Genomic DNA, 13,125 nt, shown 5'->3' with positions numbered 1-13,125 from the left:
CAATGTTCAACGACTCATCCGAGGTGCTGAAGTTCATCAAGGACAACGATGTCAAGTTCCTCGACATCCGCTTCACCGATCTCCCCGGTGTTCAGCAGCACTTCAACATCCCGGCCTCGACCGTCGACGAGGACTTCTTCACGGTGGGCCAGCTGTTCGACGGCTCCTCGATCCGCGGCTTCGCGAACATCCACGAGTCGGACATGCAGCTCATCCCGGACGTGACGACCGCATACCTCGACCCGTTCCGCGAGGCGAAGACGCTCGTGATGGTGTTCGACATCTACAACCCGCGCAACGGAGAGATCTACTCGAAGGACCCGCGCCAGGTCGCCAAGAAGGCCGAGAAGTACCTCGCCTCCACCGGCATCGCCGACACCGCGTTCTTCGCCCCCGAGGCCGAGTTCTACATCTTCGACGACGTGCGCTACGAGGTGAAGCAGAACAGCAGCTTCTACTCCGTCGACTCCGAGGAGGGCGCCTGGAACAGCGGCCGCGTCGAGGAGGGCGGCAACCTCGCCAACAAGACCCCGTACAAGGGCGGCTACTTCCCCGTGGCCCCGGTCGACAAGACCGCGGACCTGCGCGACGACATCAGCCTGCACCTGATCGACGCGGGCCTCGAGCTCGAGCGCGCGCACCACGAGGTGGGCACGGGCGGCCAGCAGGAGATCAACTACCGCTTCGACACGATGGTGCACGCGGCCGACGACATCCTGAAGTTCAAGTACATCGTGAAGAACGTGGCCGAGCAGTGGGGCAAGGTCGCGACCTTCATGCCGAAGCCGCTCTTCGGCGACAACGGCTCGGGCATGCACACGCACCAGTCGCTGTGGAACGACGGCAAGCCGCTGTTCTACGACGAGAAGGGCTACGGCCAGCTCTCCGACATCGCGCGCTGGTACATCGGCGGCATCCTGAAGCACGCCCCCGCCGTGCTCGCGTTCACGAACCCCACGCTGAACAGCTACCACCGCCTGGTGAAGGGCTTCGAGGCGCCGGTCAACCTGGTCTACTCGGCCGGCAACCGCTCGGCGGCCATCCGCATCCCGATCACGGGCTCGAACCCGAAGGCCAAGCGCATCGAGTTCCGCGCCCCCGACGCGTCGGGCAACCCGTACCTCGCCTTCGCGGCGCAGCTGATGGCGGGCCTGGACGGCATCAAGAACCGCATCGAGCCGCACGAGCCGGTCGACAAGGACCTCTACGAGCTGCCCCCCGAGGAGGCCAAGGAGATCCCGCAGGTTCCGAACTCGCTGCAGGACTCGCTCGAGGCGCTCGACAAGGACCGCGAGTTCCTCACCGCCGGTGGAGTGTTCACCGACGAGCTGATCGACACCTGGATCGACTACAAGCTCGAGAACGAGATCAAGCCGATGGCCCAGCGCCCGCACCCGTTCGAGTTCGAGCTCTACTTCGGCGTGTGAAACTCGCCTGATCGCGGCAGAGGCCCCGATCCCAGTGATAGCGCCGGAAGGCGTTCTCTCGACTGGGGTCGGGGCCTCATTCGTGGCCGCTCCTCGGTCCTCCCCGGTCCTCCTCGCTCCTCCCGAATCTGCTCCGTTTACACCCCAGATGCACCCGGGTGCAGAGGTCAGAACGCGCGAAGGCGCGCGCAGCGATGTGGGTAGGCTCGAGGGGTGCTGATCGGGAAAATTCGACCCCAGGAGACCCGTGAGCTCACCGCCGAGGGCGAGTCCCTCGAAGCGATCGCCGCAGGGTTCCGCGCGCAGACGCCGGCCGGGTGGGAGCTGCTGCAGCAGCACGCCGAGCTCGTGAAGGGCTCCACGCAGCTGGCTGCGACGGCGACGATCGCGCGGTGGGGTGAGGTGCAGGAGATCGAGGGCGACGACATGCCCGCGCTCGAGGCGAAGGTCCCTGCGGGATGGCGGCTGCTGTCGGTACGTCGTGTCTGACCTCGACGTCGGCGCGCAGCCGCGATGCCCGGACTGCTCGGTCGTGATGCGGCCGACGCCCGCGGGTGATGTGTGCCCCGAGTGCGGCCGCGTGGCGCCTTACGATGCCGTGGAGCGACCGGAGGACGACTCCCCCGGACTTCGTGGGTGGTGACCGAAGCTCGCGCCGTGCACACCCTGCCCAGCGCGATACCGGCCCAGCCGCACCGCCTCATCCAGACCCGGTAGGTCCATGGCCTTGATCGCCGTCACGAGCGGCTGCGCGTGCCGGTCCTGCTCGCAGTACCCCGCCCACCGCCCGGCTGCATCCGCGAGGATGTCCAGACGGTCGCCCGCTTCCCGCCGCAGCTCCTCGATCGCCGGACCCGGGTCCGCGTCCCATCGGTGACGCTCGCAGATGGCCGACAGGTGGATGTCGAGCAGCGTCTCCGGTGAGAGGGGATTCCGGGAGCGGGCCATGCCGGGAGAGTACGCCGGGGTGGGGACACGGAGAAGATTTCTCAGATCACCGCTTGACATGTCCCCAACATGGGTACAGAATAGAGACATGAGCAAGGGGCACCGGCCCCGGCCAGATCCTTCAGGAGGACACCATGGACAGCATCACCGCCACCAGCATCGCCACCGAGCAGGGCGTCGAGGTCGGACAGATCTGGACCCGCGACGGCAAGCAGACCCGCATCACCCGCATCATCCCCTCGGTCACCCGTGCCGGCCGCGTGATGGTCATCCACACCGTGCCCACGCAGCGCTCGGAGAACCTCTTCGGCGAGATCGAGACCTTCGACGGCGACACCGACACCGTCCTCGAGGTCTTCACCGGGCTGTACACCAAGGAGGCGTGACCCGTGACCTACTACAGCGACATCGCCGCCCGCGTCTTCCAGGACGCGGGCGGCGACCCCGTCCACTCCACTGCCCTCGCCACCTGGGCCGAGACCGCTCGGGACCGGGGCAGGTCCGGGGTGATCGTCGGGCAGGACGGCACGATCCTCGCCGAGACCACCCGCGTCCGCGGCCGCGTGAGCGCCGACTACGTGACCGAGCAGGGCACTAAGCGGTGGGGGCTGCGCAGCAACGTCCGCGACCTGGCGGTCGGGGCGATTTCCCGCCAGGCTGGACAGCCCGCGATCTGGATCTCGACCGCCGACCTCACCCGCGGCGCAGGGGCATTCGCTCGATGACCGGCGCGGAGATCGCCGCCACGCGGCAGCTGCTCGGCCTGTCGCAGGCTGAGCTCGCGGACATGCTCGGTGTCTCCCGCGACGCCGTGAAGTCGTGGGAATCGGACAAGCGCAACGCGCGGCCCGGTGTGGTCGCCGATCTCTCGGACCTGCTCGCACAGCACACGCGGGAGGTGGAGCGCCTCACCCGCGGGGCCGCGGATGGGATCCCGATCGAGCTCCCCTCCGGGCCGAAGCCACGCGGCTGGTACGTGGCGCTCGGAGCGCGGGTGCTCGACCGGGTCCCGGACGCGATGCTCACCTGGGCATGACCCGCCCCGATCCCGCTGACCTGCACCCCTGGATCGCCGGATACCTCACGCCCTACACGGGACGCACACGACAGAATGCGACGCAGTACCTGCGGCGGTGGGAGACATGGTGCGGACAGCGCGGCACCAGCATCGAGGACGCCACCCGCACCGATATCGAAGCGTGGCGCGCTCACCTGTCCGCCCGCGGCGTGCGCGCCCGCGGCATCGGAGCTGCGCTCTCCCCCGTCCGCGGCCTCTACCTCTGGGCCGCGCAGAGCTACCTCATCACACATGACCCCGCCCACCTCGTCCGCATGCCTCGGCGACCCACCCGCTCACAGCGCCCCTGGCTCGACCGCCACCAGCTGCGCCGCCTCCTGGACTACGTCGACCACGCCGGCGACCCGGCGATGCGCGCCGCCGTCCACCTGTGGTCGCTGTGCGGCCTACGGCCTGCCGAACCTCGACAGCTACTCATCTCCGACCTCGGCACCTACGAAGGGCGGATGAGCATCGGCCTGTCCTACCGGAAAGCCGGAGGCGCCGACCGGCTCACCGTCTCCCCGCCCGTCGAAGCGGCTATCCGCGCGGCCGTCGCAGGCCGCGGCCGTGGGCCCGTGCTCTACAACGAGAACACGGGCACGGCACTGTCGAAGGCGATCGCGCGGCTCCGGCTGATCCGCATCCTCGATGCAGCGCGCGTGCCCCACGTCACCCCGTACGGGTTGCGCGCTGGATTCATCACCCTCTCCCTCGAAGCGGGCGTCCCCGAGCGCGACGTCATGTACGCCGCCGGGCACTCCTCGAGCGCGCAGACCGCCTACTACGACCGCATGCGGCACACCATCCGAGCCCGTGCCGTCCACGAGCTCACAGACTGGCTCGACCTCACCGGGACACCCGGCGTCACACCGATGTCCGACGTACCCGCTACGCTCCCGCCATGACACCAGAGATGCCCAACCTGGGCGAGATGATCCTCACCGCTCTCCTCCAAGCGCCCGGCATCTGGTGGAATGCTGTGCTCGCCTACCCCGGACCCTGGATCGTCTTCGCCGCCGTGCTGAGCGTCGTAATACTGCTGCGCTTCATCGAGGGCAAGCTGAAACGACGCCGCCCGCGCCGCTGACACGACGAAAGACGCCCCTCCCGGAGAGCCGGCCACCGCATGCGGTGTCAGTAGCTCACCCGGGAGGGGCGTCATGGTGTGCTCGGCCAGTCCGAGCGTGGTCCGCCGCGGGTGGCCGATGTCAGGGCTTCGGGGGGTCCTCGTTGGTGACCGCGACGATGCGTCCGCTCTCGTCCAGACCGAGGTACTTCGTCGTCGCGCCGCCGGCGACGGGCAGCACACCACCGGAGGCGTCGGGCGGAAGGATGAACGTCTGATTCACGGTGCGCGCGGGACCCGCGGTGGGATCCGCCGGCAGAGTGGCGAGGATCAGCCGCAGCAGAGTGCCGAGGGTGGACAGCGCGGCGAACTGCAAGACGACAGCCCAGTCCACGTCGGTCAGCAGTGTCGCGCCGACGTAGCCGGACACGAGCGCCTGGGCGAAGGTCTTCGCAGTGCGCTCGAGCATGGCGAGCCACCAAGGCAGGTCGACGCCGACCGTCTCGGGCAGGCCCGCGAGGGAGGTCAGGAGCGACGTGATGAACCCGAGGGCGCCGGCGGACAGGATGGTCAGCCACGGCACCGCCGTGATCAGGGTGCCGCCGAGGTAGGGCACGGCGATCATGAGCGCCGTGTAGAGCGCGCGCAGCAGCGCGGCACGCCACCATGTGGCGTCGGTGAGCTTGGACATGCGGTTCTCCTAGATGTCGTTGGCGATGTCGACGGGCGGTGCGGGGATCGTCACGTCGGCGGGGTCGATGTTGCGGTCGATCAGGGTGCGGAGCACGCGGATGTAGCCGACGGCGCGCCAGTACCGCGAGCGCTCCTCCGAGGCCTCGTTGCGCGCCGTGGTGAGGTCGCGCTTGACCTGGTCGAGCTCGGACTTGAGCCCGTCGATCTGGGCCTGCAGCGGCTGGATCAGCGCCTCTGTCTGCGTCCGGACCAGCGCTTCCCAGCGCTTGACGAGCGCGTCGTCCTCGGTCACGTCCTGACCACGGTCGGCGAGGCGCCGAGAGTGGCGGATGTTCAGCAGCTGCACGATCGTGCCGCCGCCGAGCAGGGCGATCACCGCGAGGACGACTTCTCCGATCACGCGCTGTCGCCCTTCGTCACGGAGATGGGGGTAGAGGGCGTCGCGAGGTCGCGCATGCGGTTCGAGAACGCCATGCAGTGTGCGGACCTGAGCAGCGGATACGCCACGAGGAACGTGGCGGTGATCGCTCGTGCCGCGCCGAAGCCGTCGTCGAGGAGCACCCACCATGCCGTCACCAGGTACGGGATCGCGCCGAGCGGGGCCACCGCGGCGCCGAGCCACTCGAGGCGCCACCGGTTCATGACGATGCCGGCGAGTGCGATCAGAGCGGTGAGCGCGGTGACGGCGCCGCCGACAGCGAAGGACCACTGGGCGGTGAAGCGGCCGACGAGGGACGCGCCGGGGTCGATGACGGAGGCGACGGCCGCGGCTGCCTCCACGGCCCAGAGCGCTCCCACTGCGGCGCGGAGCATGAACGCGTCGCGAGGCCGGTACAGGCTGAACATCAGCTGCGCCAGGCCAGCTTCGAGTACTCGGTGCGCTCGAGCGCGACACCGGGCTGCAGGGCCTGGACGTGGATCGTCGCCTGCGCGTTCGGGCCGAGGTTGTACGCGTCCATCAGCTGCCCGGTGGAGCCGCCGCTGGTGGCGATGATCTCGACCGGCTCGCCGCGGAAGACGACCTCGAGCTCGTCGCCGTGCTTCTCCTCGACGACGATGCGGGCGTTGGCGATCGCGTCGCCCTTCGTGCCGCCGGAGAACACGAGCGTCGCGATGACGACGCCCTCCTCGCGGTTCACTCCGAAGGTCGCGGCGAAGCGGTGCTCGTCCTTTCCGGAGAGGCGGACGGGCCAGCCGCGGGCCTGTTCGATCTGCTGACGGAAGCCGTACCGCTTCCGCTCGGACGTGCTGGGCATGGGGTCCTCCTTGTCGACGTCGGTGGACGTGCTCGTGAGCTCGGGGGGGCCGGCGCGGAACGCCGCCCACTGGTCGCCGGTGAAGCGGATGTGCCACGGCTCCTCGAAGTCGCGGTAGCCGTCCGCGTCGAAGCCGTACTCGGCGGCGTGGTCGCGAATCCACGCCGAGCGGGCGTTGCCGTACCTGGTCACGCCGGCGTCGGCGCCCGAGTCGCGGATGTCGAGTGCTCGGCCGTCGCCGTGGTTCGACGTCCCCGGCTGCGCGACCGTGCCGGCGGCGCTGATGCGCGCGTACAGGATCCCGTTCCACCAGCGGTAGTCGTAGACGCGGCGAGCGCCGACCTGCGAGGCGGGCACGTACCGCTCGAGGAAGATCTGCGTCTGCAGCAGCACCGATCGCCAGCCGGAGTAGACGTGCAGGGTGATGCCGGGGAAGGCGCGCTCGAAGCCGGCCTTGAGGCGGGCGAACGCGGCCGCGGTGCCGGCGGCGCATGGGAGCCCGTCGACGTAGACGACCGGACCCGGCGCGAGCGTCGCGGCGGCCATCAGAGGTCGCCCTCCGAGACGCTGACCGTGTCCGCGACGGTGACGCCCGACACGACGGTTAGTCGGCCGAACGCGTCGAGCCCGTAGAAGTCAGGCGCCCCGTCGACGTCGACGTCGCGGTACACGGGGATCACGGGCTGCTCGGTGCCGGCCGCCCGCCACGCGAGGAGCGTGTCGCGGATCGCTGCCTTCTCGGCGTCGGTGACGTCCACGGCGCCCTCCTTCCATGCGGAAGGGCCGCCCCCGTGGGGACGGCCCTTCATGCGGTTCTATGTACGGCGCGGACGGACACCCCTCGCGGGGAACTGGACTATCTGCGGGGAAGTGTGCGGTTAGACGCTCAGGTGCACGGCGGGGCGGCGCTGGCGCGGTGCTCTTCTTCCCTCAACGCGTGGCGAAGTTTCGCGACGGTCCCGCGCATACGCCAGGCACAGGCCGAGCAGCATCCACGTCACAGGCTGGAACACGGCGTTGGAGAAGAGGCTGTTCACGAGCACCAGCACGAGCAACTGCGCCTGGATCGTCCGAGCCGCGACCAACGGTGCAATGAGGAGCACCAGGATCAGAGGAATCGCAAGCCACGCGCCATCGACCCACATCGACACGATCCAGTTCGATCCGACGTTGTTGGTGGAGTCACCCGTGAGCGTGAGTCGACCGGAGACGCCCACACGTCCACTCGCACTGATCCCCCACCCGTTCCACGGGGCGGTCTGCGCGAGGTGCAGCAGGCCTTCGTTCTGCTGAACGCGCGCTTGAGCCGAAACGTCATCGGCGCGCGCGACCAGAGTTCGCGAGAGCCGGTTGAACAGATCCTCGCGGAGGCTCGGGACTGTCGCCAGGACCACGAGACCCGAGATGACGAGCAGCACAACAGCGACGCCACGGCCCGTCCGTGGGCGGCGCGGGGCGGGCGATCGGTGCCGCAGTCGGTGCGGTTGAGGCCGCCGCTTCACTCGGCGCGTCATCATCGCCGGCCGGTCCCTTCGCCGAGTGAACATCCGGATCACGGCGACGAACACGACCGCGACTGCAACGGCGACCCACGCGGCGCGCGCGAACGCCAACACCCATGCCGCAGCGTTGACGAGCACCAAGAGGACCCTCGTGCGCGGCCCCATCGGGAGCCGCCATGCGAGGAGCAAGGCGATGCCAGCGAACATTCCCAGCCAGTCAGGCTCCGGGTAGAAACCTGTCGGACGGCCGAGCGAGGAGACGTCAAGATGCCACGCATCATTCGGCGCGATGCCCACGACCTGTAGCACTGCCCACGCGCTCGACAAAGAGGTGACGACCAGAAGTCCAACGAGCATGGTGTCGTACTCGTGCCGGTTGCCGTGCAACACGAGGATGACCGTGCAGATAGAGAGCGCGAGCAGCTGCAGCCCGAGCGTCGGGCTGTTCACCAATTCGCCATACAGCGCTGTGGACGCGAGTAACGCGGCGGAGACGAGCGGAAGCACCACTTCCCTCGGCGTCCAGGAGCGGCTCGCGCGCTGTCCGTCGATCGCCCATATGACAACGAAGATCGTGAACAGGTGCACGTCGAAGACCTGCGCCGCGACGAGAGCAGCGCTTCCGCCGACCAGGAATGAGAGCACCTTCCGTCGCCTGTCCGCAGCGAGGGTGAACAACACGACAGCAGCGAGGAAGATCAACGATCCCCCCGCCACCGCGGAAAGTATCTCCGTGCCGTCCATGCCCCCGATACTAGGCGGCAGGAGGCGGCGCGCCCGGCTTCCGCTCCTCGGCACTCTCACTCCGCAGGAGCGTGACGTGCCCGACTACTCCGCCGCGGCGAGCTCCTCCGCCAGTTCGCGCTTCGCCGTTCCGAGACGCTGTGCCAGCTCATCGAAGTTCGAGGCGGCGACCGAGATCTGCACGTTGCCGAGCAGCTCGTGCAGAACCTCGAGGGTGGACTTGCTCATCATGCGGCGATCAATCCAATCGTGCGGAGACGCGCGAGAAGCGCGTTCAGTTGGGTGATGACGGTGGCAGCGTCAGTCGCGTCGGTGACTGCAGTAGGGCGGGCCACGGGGGTCGCGCCCCAGAATCCGAGAAGCTGCGTTGCGGCCGTGGCGAGCTTGTAGCCCGTGCCCTGTGTCGTCAGCCCGGTTCCGCTCGTGGTGATGAGGTTGCCGGACTGGTCGATCTCGATCATCACCGCCGTGCCGGGACGCGAGAACGAGATCCGGTTATTCTCGAGCGCGATACGGAAGTCGATGGTGCCCGACGCGAACTCGATACCGATTCCCGCGTTGGTGCCCCGGCCCACGTACACGCCGCGCGGCGTCGTAGAACTGCCCGGCAGAGTGCCCGCGGCCCCGTCGACCTTCAGTCCATCAGCGAACTCGACCTTGCCCTCCGAAAACAGCGACCAGTACTGCGCGGGCGCATCCGCGCTCGGCTTCCGGAGATAGAGGTTGTAACCCTTGTCGATCGTGCCGGCGTCCCTCGCCAGAGGCGGGTGCAGATACGTCGTGTAGGCGTTGTCAGCGTGACCTCCGCTGCTGACTTCCATCTGCGCCGAGAACGCGTTGGCGGTCCCGTAGTCGGCATCCGGTGCCCAAGAGTGGAACTCGACGATGCGCGCATAGGCGCTCGTGATGCCGAGCATGTCGCCTTCATCACTGCCGGTGACGATGAAGTCATTCGCTCCGAGGATGTCGTGCGGGTTGTTGACGCCGAGGGCTTCCTCGCCGCTGAAGTCACCTCTCATGGTGACGTTGTTCGAGAACCCGACCTTGTCATACCCGTACGTACCCGGCACGTGCCCGGCTGCGATCGCGTCGCCATCGAGCACGATGTTGCCGTGGATGGGGACGCGCTGCGAGGGTGCGATTGTGCCAACACCGTCACCAAGGATCAGCAGACCCTTGAGGTGCTTGTTGCCGGTGACGACCTGACGCTTGCGTCCACCGACGCTCGTCTCGGTCGGGGACTCCGCCGCGGTGACCTTTCCGGCTACTTCGTTGACGAGCGGCTCCGAGAACTGGTCATACGCCTGGGATAGTCCAGTGTTCGCGGGGGTGCCGGGGGTGAGGATCTCGTCCGCGATGAGTTGCTTCGCGCCCACCGGGTCGCCCGACAGCGCGGCGGCCGCGGCGGCCTCCTGCGCCTGCGTGCGCGCGGTCTCCGCGGCGGTGCGGGCCGTCTGCGCTGCGACCACGTTCGCGGCCACGGACGGCGGCGCGTACGCGTCGGGGAAGCGGCCGTCATCGTCCAGGATCGGCACCCGCGCCGACGCGATCTCCACAGGATCAGCCATGTTCAGTCTCCAATCGGGAGGACGAGCGAGGTGCCGTCATCGCCCTCGAGATACGTCGGGTAGGTGAGGATCAGCAGGTCCGGGTTCTCCGGATCCGCGGTCGCCGTGACCGTGCGGGCGCGGATCTCCGCCAGCGCTTCGGCCGCGGCCGCGGCCACTGCCGACGCCGCGGCGGCGACCTGAGCTGCGGCCTGCTGCGCCGATGCCGCAGCCGCCGTGGCCGACGCCTCCGCGGCGAGACGGTCCTCGTGGGAGACGACGACCACCACGCCGGGGATCCCGCCGGGCGGGAAGAAGTCCGCCAGCTGCGTCTCCGCCGGGTAGGGGTAGACCTCGATGACACGCTCCGCGAACTTCCGGTCCTTGCCGTCCGGGGTGCGCAGCTGCTTGAACGACACCTTGTACCGGAACTCCGCCGGCACACCCAGCGGCTGCGACGTCGCCAGCAGCGGCGCGCCCTCCGGGGCGCCGGTGAACTTCGGATAGATCCGCCCGTTGCTGACCCGGAACTCCTCCGAGCCGAGGGACATCACCCGCCCCAGCGTGGGGAACGCGATCTCCCCCACCGTCGGGGTGATCGTGATCTCCCCCGACAGCAGCACCTCGTCCGGGACCTGCCCGGAGTCCGCGCTGTCCGCCACGGCCGCGGTGATCAGGCCCTTCAGGACGCCCCACTGCACGCCACCAGGAACATCAGCCATCAGCGGTCCCCTTCCGGGTCAGGATCGAGCAGGTCAGACGGCCGGCGGGAGGAAGCCCGGCCACGCACGATCCGTGGGCCACACGAAGTACGCCTGCCCGAACATCACCGTTCCCGAGTGCATCGTGCAGCGGATGCCCGAGCCGCCCGACGTCCAGAACGAGAAGTCGAACGCCTCGCCCGTGTGCCGCGGCAGGACGAAGTTCGACGACAGCGGCAGGAAGTTGATCGAGATCGCCGGAGCGGCCGACCCGAACGCGATGAACCGCGGATCCGTCGCCGCCGCGCCGTTCAGGCTGCTCACCAGGAACCGCACCGTGTCATCGACGCGGCGGATCTGCGCGCTGCCGGCCCATCCGTTCACGAGCGCGCCGGACGCGTCGCGCCAGCCCGTGTCCCGCGTCATCCGGTTGAGCTCGGTGTGGATGGCCTCGTGCTGGGCGATGTGGCCGGTGCTGCCCGAAGACAGGTCCTCCGGCAGAGAAAGGTTAGGCACCGTGATCTCCGATCAGTAGATGAAGTACGAGTAGAGGAAGTCGGTCAGGATCTCCTGCCCCTCGGGGATGAGGTGCGTGAGGTCCTCCTGCATGATCTGCAGCGGGTCGTCACCGTCCGACGCGATCCCGATCTCCTTGAACGGCATCGTCAGATCCACGAACAGCACGTTGCGGCGGCCCTGCGCGATGAGCGCCTGCTGTGCGCCGTACAGGGTGAACTCGTACGTCGACGGGCTGTACCCGAGGCGGGCGTAGGACTGCACCAGCACATGCGTGCACGTCGCCGGCAGCCGCGCGTCGAAGTAATTCAGCTTCGCCTCGATATTCGCCCGGTAGGAGGCCGGGTTGACCTGGCTGGTGTAGTCGTTCGCGCCGATCATGTGCACGATCACGGCCGGGTCCAGGGCGACGATCTTGTCCATCGTCTCGCTCGTGGCGTAGTCGGAGCTCTTCGAGCCGCCGATGCCGGCGTTGTACGAGTGGATACCCGCCTCGGCGTGCTCGACGAAGTCGGCCGACGACGCACGCTGGAACGTGGACACGCCCTCCGGGTACATCGCCTCGTTCAGCCGCGGCGGCAGCATCTTCGGGTACGCCGTCTCCGCGGCCGTCGTCGACGAACCGAGGAACACCATCGGCACCGGCGCGTCCAGGCGCCGGGCCTTGTTGACCAGCCCCCAGAACATGTACGGCTTCTCCTGCGCACCCACCGCGCCCGGGCTCGTGACGACCTCCGCGATCGAATCCTCGAGCGCCGCGACCTTCTCGTTCACATACGCCACCCGCGCGGCCGTCGACGGGATCAGCTTGTCGCTGAGGGTGCCGCCCGCGCCGACCAGCGCGACGTCGCCCATCTGCGCCGAACCGTCGACCCAGGAGCCCACGTACTCATCGACGTAGGAGTCGCCGTACGGGTCCGACATCGTCTTGTGCCGCCACCGCACCGGCACCTTCGAAAGCCCCGACCGGGAGATCGGGACCTCCGGGTACGCCATCAGGATCGACTCGCTCGCCACCGCCTCGGTGACCGCCTCATCCGCCGCGGCCTCCGCCGCCGCGACCACCGTGGGGTTCCCGGCGATGATCCCGGCCGCGACGCCCTGAATCCGGCCGTCGACGGCCGCGCGCGTCTGCGACGGCTGCTTCACCAGCTCCGCGGTCGTCAGATCCGCGGCCGCCTCCAGCTCGCCGAAGGGAATCAGTCCCGCCATCAGCTCACTCCCTCCGGGATCCAGAACACCGGCTTCTCACCGGAAATGTCGATGTACGCGACGTCCTCCAGGCCCGCAGGCGGCGGGCCGTAGTCGAACACGATCCCGTTGACGACGCCGCTGACGGTCGGCTGCGCGCCGATTGCGCCCGAGATCACTGCGCGGAACGGCTTCCACTCGCAATACCCGCCGCGATCGTTCTCAGTGGACGCTTCACCCGTGAGCCAGTCCATAAACGGCATGTAGAGCACGCCCTTCTCCAGCGGGACGGAACCCGCCCCGGTGGTGGCGTTGAGGCTTCCCCAGACCTCCCGGTTCGTCATCAGCCCGTTCGCGTACGACGTTCGCAGCGGACGGAACCCGACCCTCGGTTGCCGCGACGCGGGCACAACCTCCCGGTTGTGGTCCCATGCGTTGTACGTGACCGTGACGAGCGGCATGTGAAACTCCCTC

The 13,125-nt window shown here is 68.5% G+C and carries 20 protein-coding genes; 7 read left to right on the top strand and 13 right to left on the bottom strand.

Annotation, left to right across the window (positions count from 1 at the left end):
• The first annotated feature begins 2 nt into the window (after positions 1 to 2).
• Both glnA and AAD528_RS00765 read left to right on the top strand, forming a co-directional pair.
• The gene (glnA, locus tag AAD528_RS00770) at positions 3 to 1,427 is read left to right on the top strand and encodes a type I glutamate--ammonia ligase (RefSeq protein ID WP_345750141.1); all 1,425 of its coding nucleotides are present in this window, start codon (positions 3 to 5) and stop codon (positions 1,425 to 1,427) included.
• A gap of 213 nt (positions 1,428 to 1,640) precedes the next feature.
• Positions 1,641 to 1,916, top strand: a complete 276-nt coding sequence (locus AAD528_RS00765; protein ID WP_345750140.1) for a hypothetical protein — start codon at positions 1,641 to 1,643, stop codon at positions 1,914 to 1,916.
• 99 nt (positions 1,917 to 2,015) lie between these two features.
• Here the strand turns inward: AAD528_RS00765 and AAD528_RS00760 are convergent, their stop codons facing one another.
• Positions 2,016 to 2,375 (bottom strand): hypothetical protein, encoded by a 360-nt coding sequence (locus AAD528_RS00760; RefSeq protein WP_345750139.1) that lies wholly within the window; start codon positions 2,373 to 2,375, stop codon positions 2,016 to 2,018.
• A 134-nt stretch (positions 2,376 to 2,509) separates the two neighbouring features.
• Between AAD528_RS00760 and AAD528_RS00755 the strand changes: the two genes are divergently transcribed.
• Genes AAD528_RS00755 through AAD528_RS00735 form a run of 5 tightly spaced genes read left to right on the top strand, consistent with a single transcriptional unit; the run spans position 2,510 to position 4,522 of the window.
• Positions 2,510 to 2,761: a hypothetical protein gene (locus tag AAD528_RS00755; protein WP_345750138.1), complete on the top strand. Its 252-nt coding sequence runs from the start codon at positions 2,510 to 2,512 to the stop codon at positions 2,759 to 2,761.
• Positions 2,762 to 2,764: 3 nt separating this feature from the next.
• Positions 2,765 to 3,100: a hypothetical protein gene (locus AAD528_RS00750; RefSeq protein WP_345750137.1), complete on the top strand. Its 336-nt coding sequence runs from the start codon at positions 2,765 to 2,767 to the stop codon at positions 3,098 to 3,100.
• On the top strand, positions 3,097 to 3,411 hold the full coding sequence (locus tag AAD528_RS00745) for a helix-turn-helix transcriptional regulator (protein WP_345750136.1): 315 nt from the start codon (positions 3,097 to 3,099) through the stop codon (positions 3,409 to 3,411). Before AAD528_RS00750 ends, AAD528_RS00745 begins: the two co-directional genes overlap by 4 nt.
• Positions 3,408 to 4,340 carry a tyrosine-type recombinase/integrase gene (locus AAD528_RS00740; RefSeq protein WP_345750135.1) on the top strand — a complete coding sequence of 311 codons (933 nt, stop codon included), beginning with the start codon at positions 3,408 to 3,410 and terminating at the stop codon, positions 4,338 to 4,340. Before AAD528_RS00745 ends, AAD528_RS00740 begins: the two co-directional genes overlap by 4 nt.
• On the top strand, positions 4,337 to 4,522 hold the full coding sequence (locus AAD528_RS00735; protein WP_345750134.1) for a hypothetical protein: 186 nt from the start codon (positions 4,337 to 4,339) through the stop codon (positions 4,520 to 4,522). The genes AAD528_RS00740 and AAD528_RS00735 overlap by 4 nt, the downstream gene beginning before the upstream one ends.
• A 121-nt stretch (positions 4,523 to 4,643) precedes the next feature.
• Here AAD528_RS00735 and AAD528_RS00730 read toward each other — a convergent pair whose 3' ends face one another.
• The 12 genes from AAD528_RS00730 to AAD528_RS00675 form a co-directional block, all read right to left on the bottom strand.
• Positions 4,644 to 5,192, bottom strand: a complete 549-nt coding sequence (locus AAD528_RS00730) for a holin (protein ID WP_345750133.1) — start codon at positions 5,190 to 5,192, stop codon at positions 4,644 to 4,646.
• A 9-nt stretch (positions 5,193 to 5,201) separates the two neighbouring features.
• On the bottom strand, positions 5,202 to 5,594 hold the full coding sequence (locus AAD528_RS00725; protein WP_345750132.1) for a nucleotide exchange factor GrpE: 393 nt from the start codon (positions 5,592 to 5,594) through the stop codon (positions 5,202 to 5,204).
• Entirely contained in the window at positions 5,591 to 6,007 is a 417-nt protein-coding gene (locus tag AAD528_RS00720) for a hypothetical protein (RefSeq protein ID WP_345750131.1), read from the bottom strand. The genes AAD528_RS00725 and AAD528_RS00720 overlap by 4 nt, the downstream gene beginning before the upstream one ends.
• Before the next feature lie 32 nt (positions 6,008 to 6,039).
• Positions 6,040 to 6,996, bottom strand: a complete 957-nt coding sequence (locus tag AAD528_RS00715; RefSeq protein ID WP_345750130.1) for a D-alanyl-D-alanine carboxypeptidase family protein — start codon at positions 6,994 to 6,996, stop codon at positions 6,040 to 6,042.
• Positions 6,996 to 7,208, bottom strand: coding sequence for a hypothetical protein (locus AAD528_RS00710; protein WP_345750129.1), 213 nt, complete (start codon positions 7,206 to 7,208; stop codon positions 6,996 to 6,998). The genes AAD528_RS00715 and AAD528_RS00710 overlap by 1 nt, the downstream gene beginning before the upstream one ends.
• Before the next feature lie 120 nt (positions 7,209 to 7,328).
• A complete protein-coding gene (locus AAD528_RS00705) occupies positions 7,329 to 8,696 on the bottom strand; it encodes an O-antigen ligase family protein (protein WP_345750128.1) in 1,368 nt (455 codons plus the stop codon).
• Between the two features lie 84 nt (positions 8,697 to 8,780).
• Entirely contained in the window at positions 8,781 to 8,924 is a 144-nt protein-coding gene (locus AAD528_RS00700; protein WP_345750127.1) for a hypothetical protein, read from the bottom strand.
• Positions 8,924 to 10,264, bottom strand: a complete 1,341-nt coding sequence (locus tag AAD528_RS00695; protein ID WP_345750126.1) for a hypothetical protein — start codon at positions 10,262 to 10,264, stop codon at positions 8,924 to 8,926. The genes AAD528_RS00700 and AAD528_RS00695 overlap by 1 nt, the downstream gene beginning before the upstream one ends.
• A gap of 2 nt (positions 10,265 to 10,266) precedes the next feature.
• Positions 10,267 to 10,965: a hypothetical protein gene (locus AAD528_RS00690; RefSeq protein WP_345750125.1), complete on the bottom strand. Its 699-nt coding sequence runs from the start codon at positions 10,963 to 10,965 to the stop codon at positions 10,267 to 10,269.
• Positions 10,966 to 10,998: 33 nt separating this feature from the next.
• Positions 10,999 to 11,460: a hypothetical protein gene (locus AAD528_RS00685; protein WP_345750124.1), complete on the bottom strand. Its 462-nt coding sequence runs from the start codon at positions 11,458 to 11,460 to the stop codon at positions 10,999 to 11,001.
• 12 nt (positions 11,461 to 11,472) lie between these two features.
• A complete protein-coding gene (locus AAD528_RS00680; RefSeq protein ID WP_345750123.1) occupies positions 11,473 to 12,672 on the bottom strand; it encodes an SGNH/GDSL hydrolase family protein in 1,200 nt (399 codons plus the stop codon).
• Positions 12,672 to 13,112: a hypothetical protein gene (locus AAD528_RS00675; protein WP_345750122.1), complete on the bottom strand. Its 441-nt coding sequence runs from the start codon at positions 13,110 to 13,112 to the stop codon at positions 12,672 to 12,674. The genes AAD528_RS00680 and AAD528_RS00675 overlap by 1 nt, the downstream gene beginning before the upstream one ends.
• Positions 13,113 to 13,125: the final 13 nt, after the last annotated feature.

Origin of the sequence: Microbacterium rhizophilum, assembly GCF_039605615.1 — a bacterium.
GTDB lineage: Bacteria > Actinomycetota > Actinomycetes > Actinomycetales > Microbacteriaceae > Microbacterium > Microbacterium rhizophilus.
This window is presented reverse-complemented; position numbering and strand designations above follow the sequence as displayed.

What these genes read in the sequence shown, in the direction of transcription:
- glnA (WP_345750141.1), top strand. Translation starts at nt 3, where the DNA reads ATGTTCAACGACTCATCCGAGGTGCTGAAGTTCATCAAGGACAACGAT.
- AAD528_RS00760 (WP_345750139.1), bottom strand. Translation starts at nt 2,375, where the DNA reads ATGGCCCGCTCCCGGAATCCCCTCTCACCGGAGACGCTGCTCGACATC.
- AAD528_RS00755 (WP_345750138.1), top strand. Translation starts at nt 2,510, where the DNA reads ATGGACAGCATCACCGCCACCAGCATCGCCACCGAGCAGGGCGTCGAG.
- AAD528_RS00745 (WP_345750136.1), top strand. Translation starts at nt 3,097, where the DNA reads ATGACCGGCGCGGAGATCGCCGCCACGCGGCAGCTGCTCGGCCTGTCG.
- AAD528_RS00740 (WP_345750135.1), top strand. Translation starts at nt 3,408, where the DNA reads ATGACCCGCCCCGATCCCGCTGACCTGCACCCCTGGATCGCCGGATAC.
- AAD528_RS00735 (WP_345750134.1), top strand. Translation starts at nt 4,337, where the DNA reads ATGACACCAGAGATGCCCAACCTGGGCGAGATGATCCTCACCGCTCTC.
- AAD528_RS00730 (WP_345750133.1), bottom strand. Translation starts at nt 5,192, where the DNA reads ATGTCCAAGCTCACCGACGCCACATGGTGGCGTGCCGCGCTGCTGCGC.
- AAD528_RS00720 (WP_345750131.1), bottom strand. Translation starts at nt 6,007, where the DNA reads ATGCTCCGCGCCGCAGTGGGAGCGCTCTGGGCCGTGGAGGCAGCCGCG.
- AAD528_RS00715 (WP_345750130.1), bottom strand. Translation starts at nt 6,996, where the DNA reads ATGGCCGCCGCGACGCTCGCGCCGGGTCCGGTCGTCTACGTCGACGGG.
- AAD528_RS00705 (WP_345750128.1), bottom strand. Translation starts at nt 8,696, where the DNA reads ATGGACGGCACGGAGATACTTTCCGCGGTGGCGGGGGGATCGTTGATC.
- AAD528_RS00700 (WP_345750127.1), bottom strand. Translation starts at nt 8,924, where the DNA reads ATGAGCAAGTCCACCCTCGAGGTTCTGCACGAGCTGCTCGGCAACGTG.
- AAD528_RS00695 (WP_345750126.1), bottom strand. Translation starts at nt 10,264, where the DNA reads ATGGCTGATCCTGTGGAGATCGCGTCGGCGCGGGTGCCGATCCTGGAC.
- AAD528_RS00690 (WP_345750125.1), bottom strand. Translation starts at nt 10,965, where the DNA reads ATGGCTGATGTTCCTGGTGGCGTGCAGTGGGGCGTCCTGAAGGGCCTG.
- AAD528_RS00680 (WP_345750123.1), bottom strand. Translation starts at nt 12,672, where the DNA reads ATGGCGGGACTGATTCCCTTCGGCGAGCTGGAGGCGGCCGCGGATCTG.
- AAD528_RS00675 (WP_345750122.1), bottom strand. Translation starts at nt 13,112, where the DNA reads ATGCCGCTCGTCACGGTCACGTACAACGCATGGGACCACAACCGGGAG.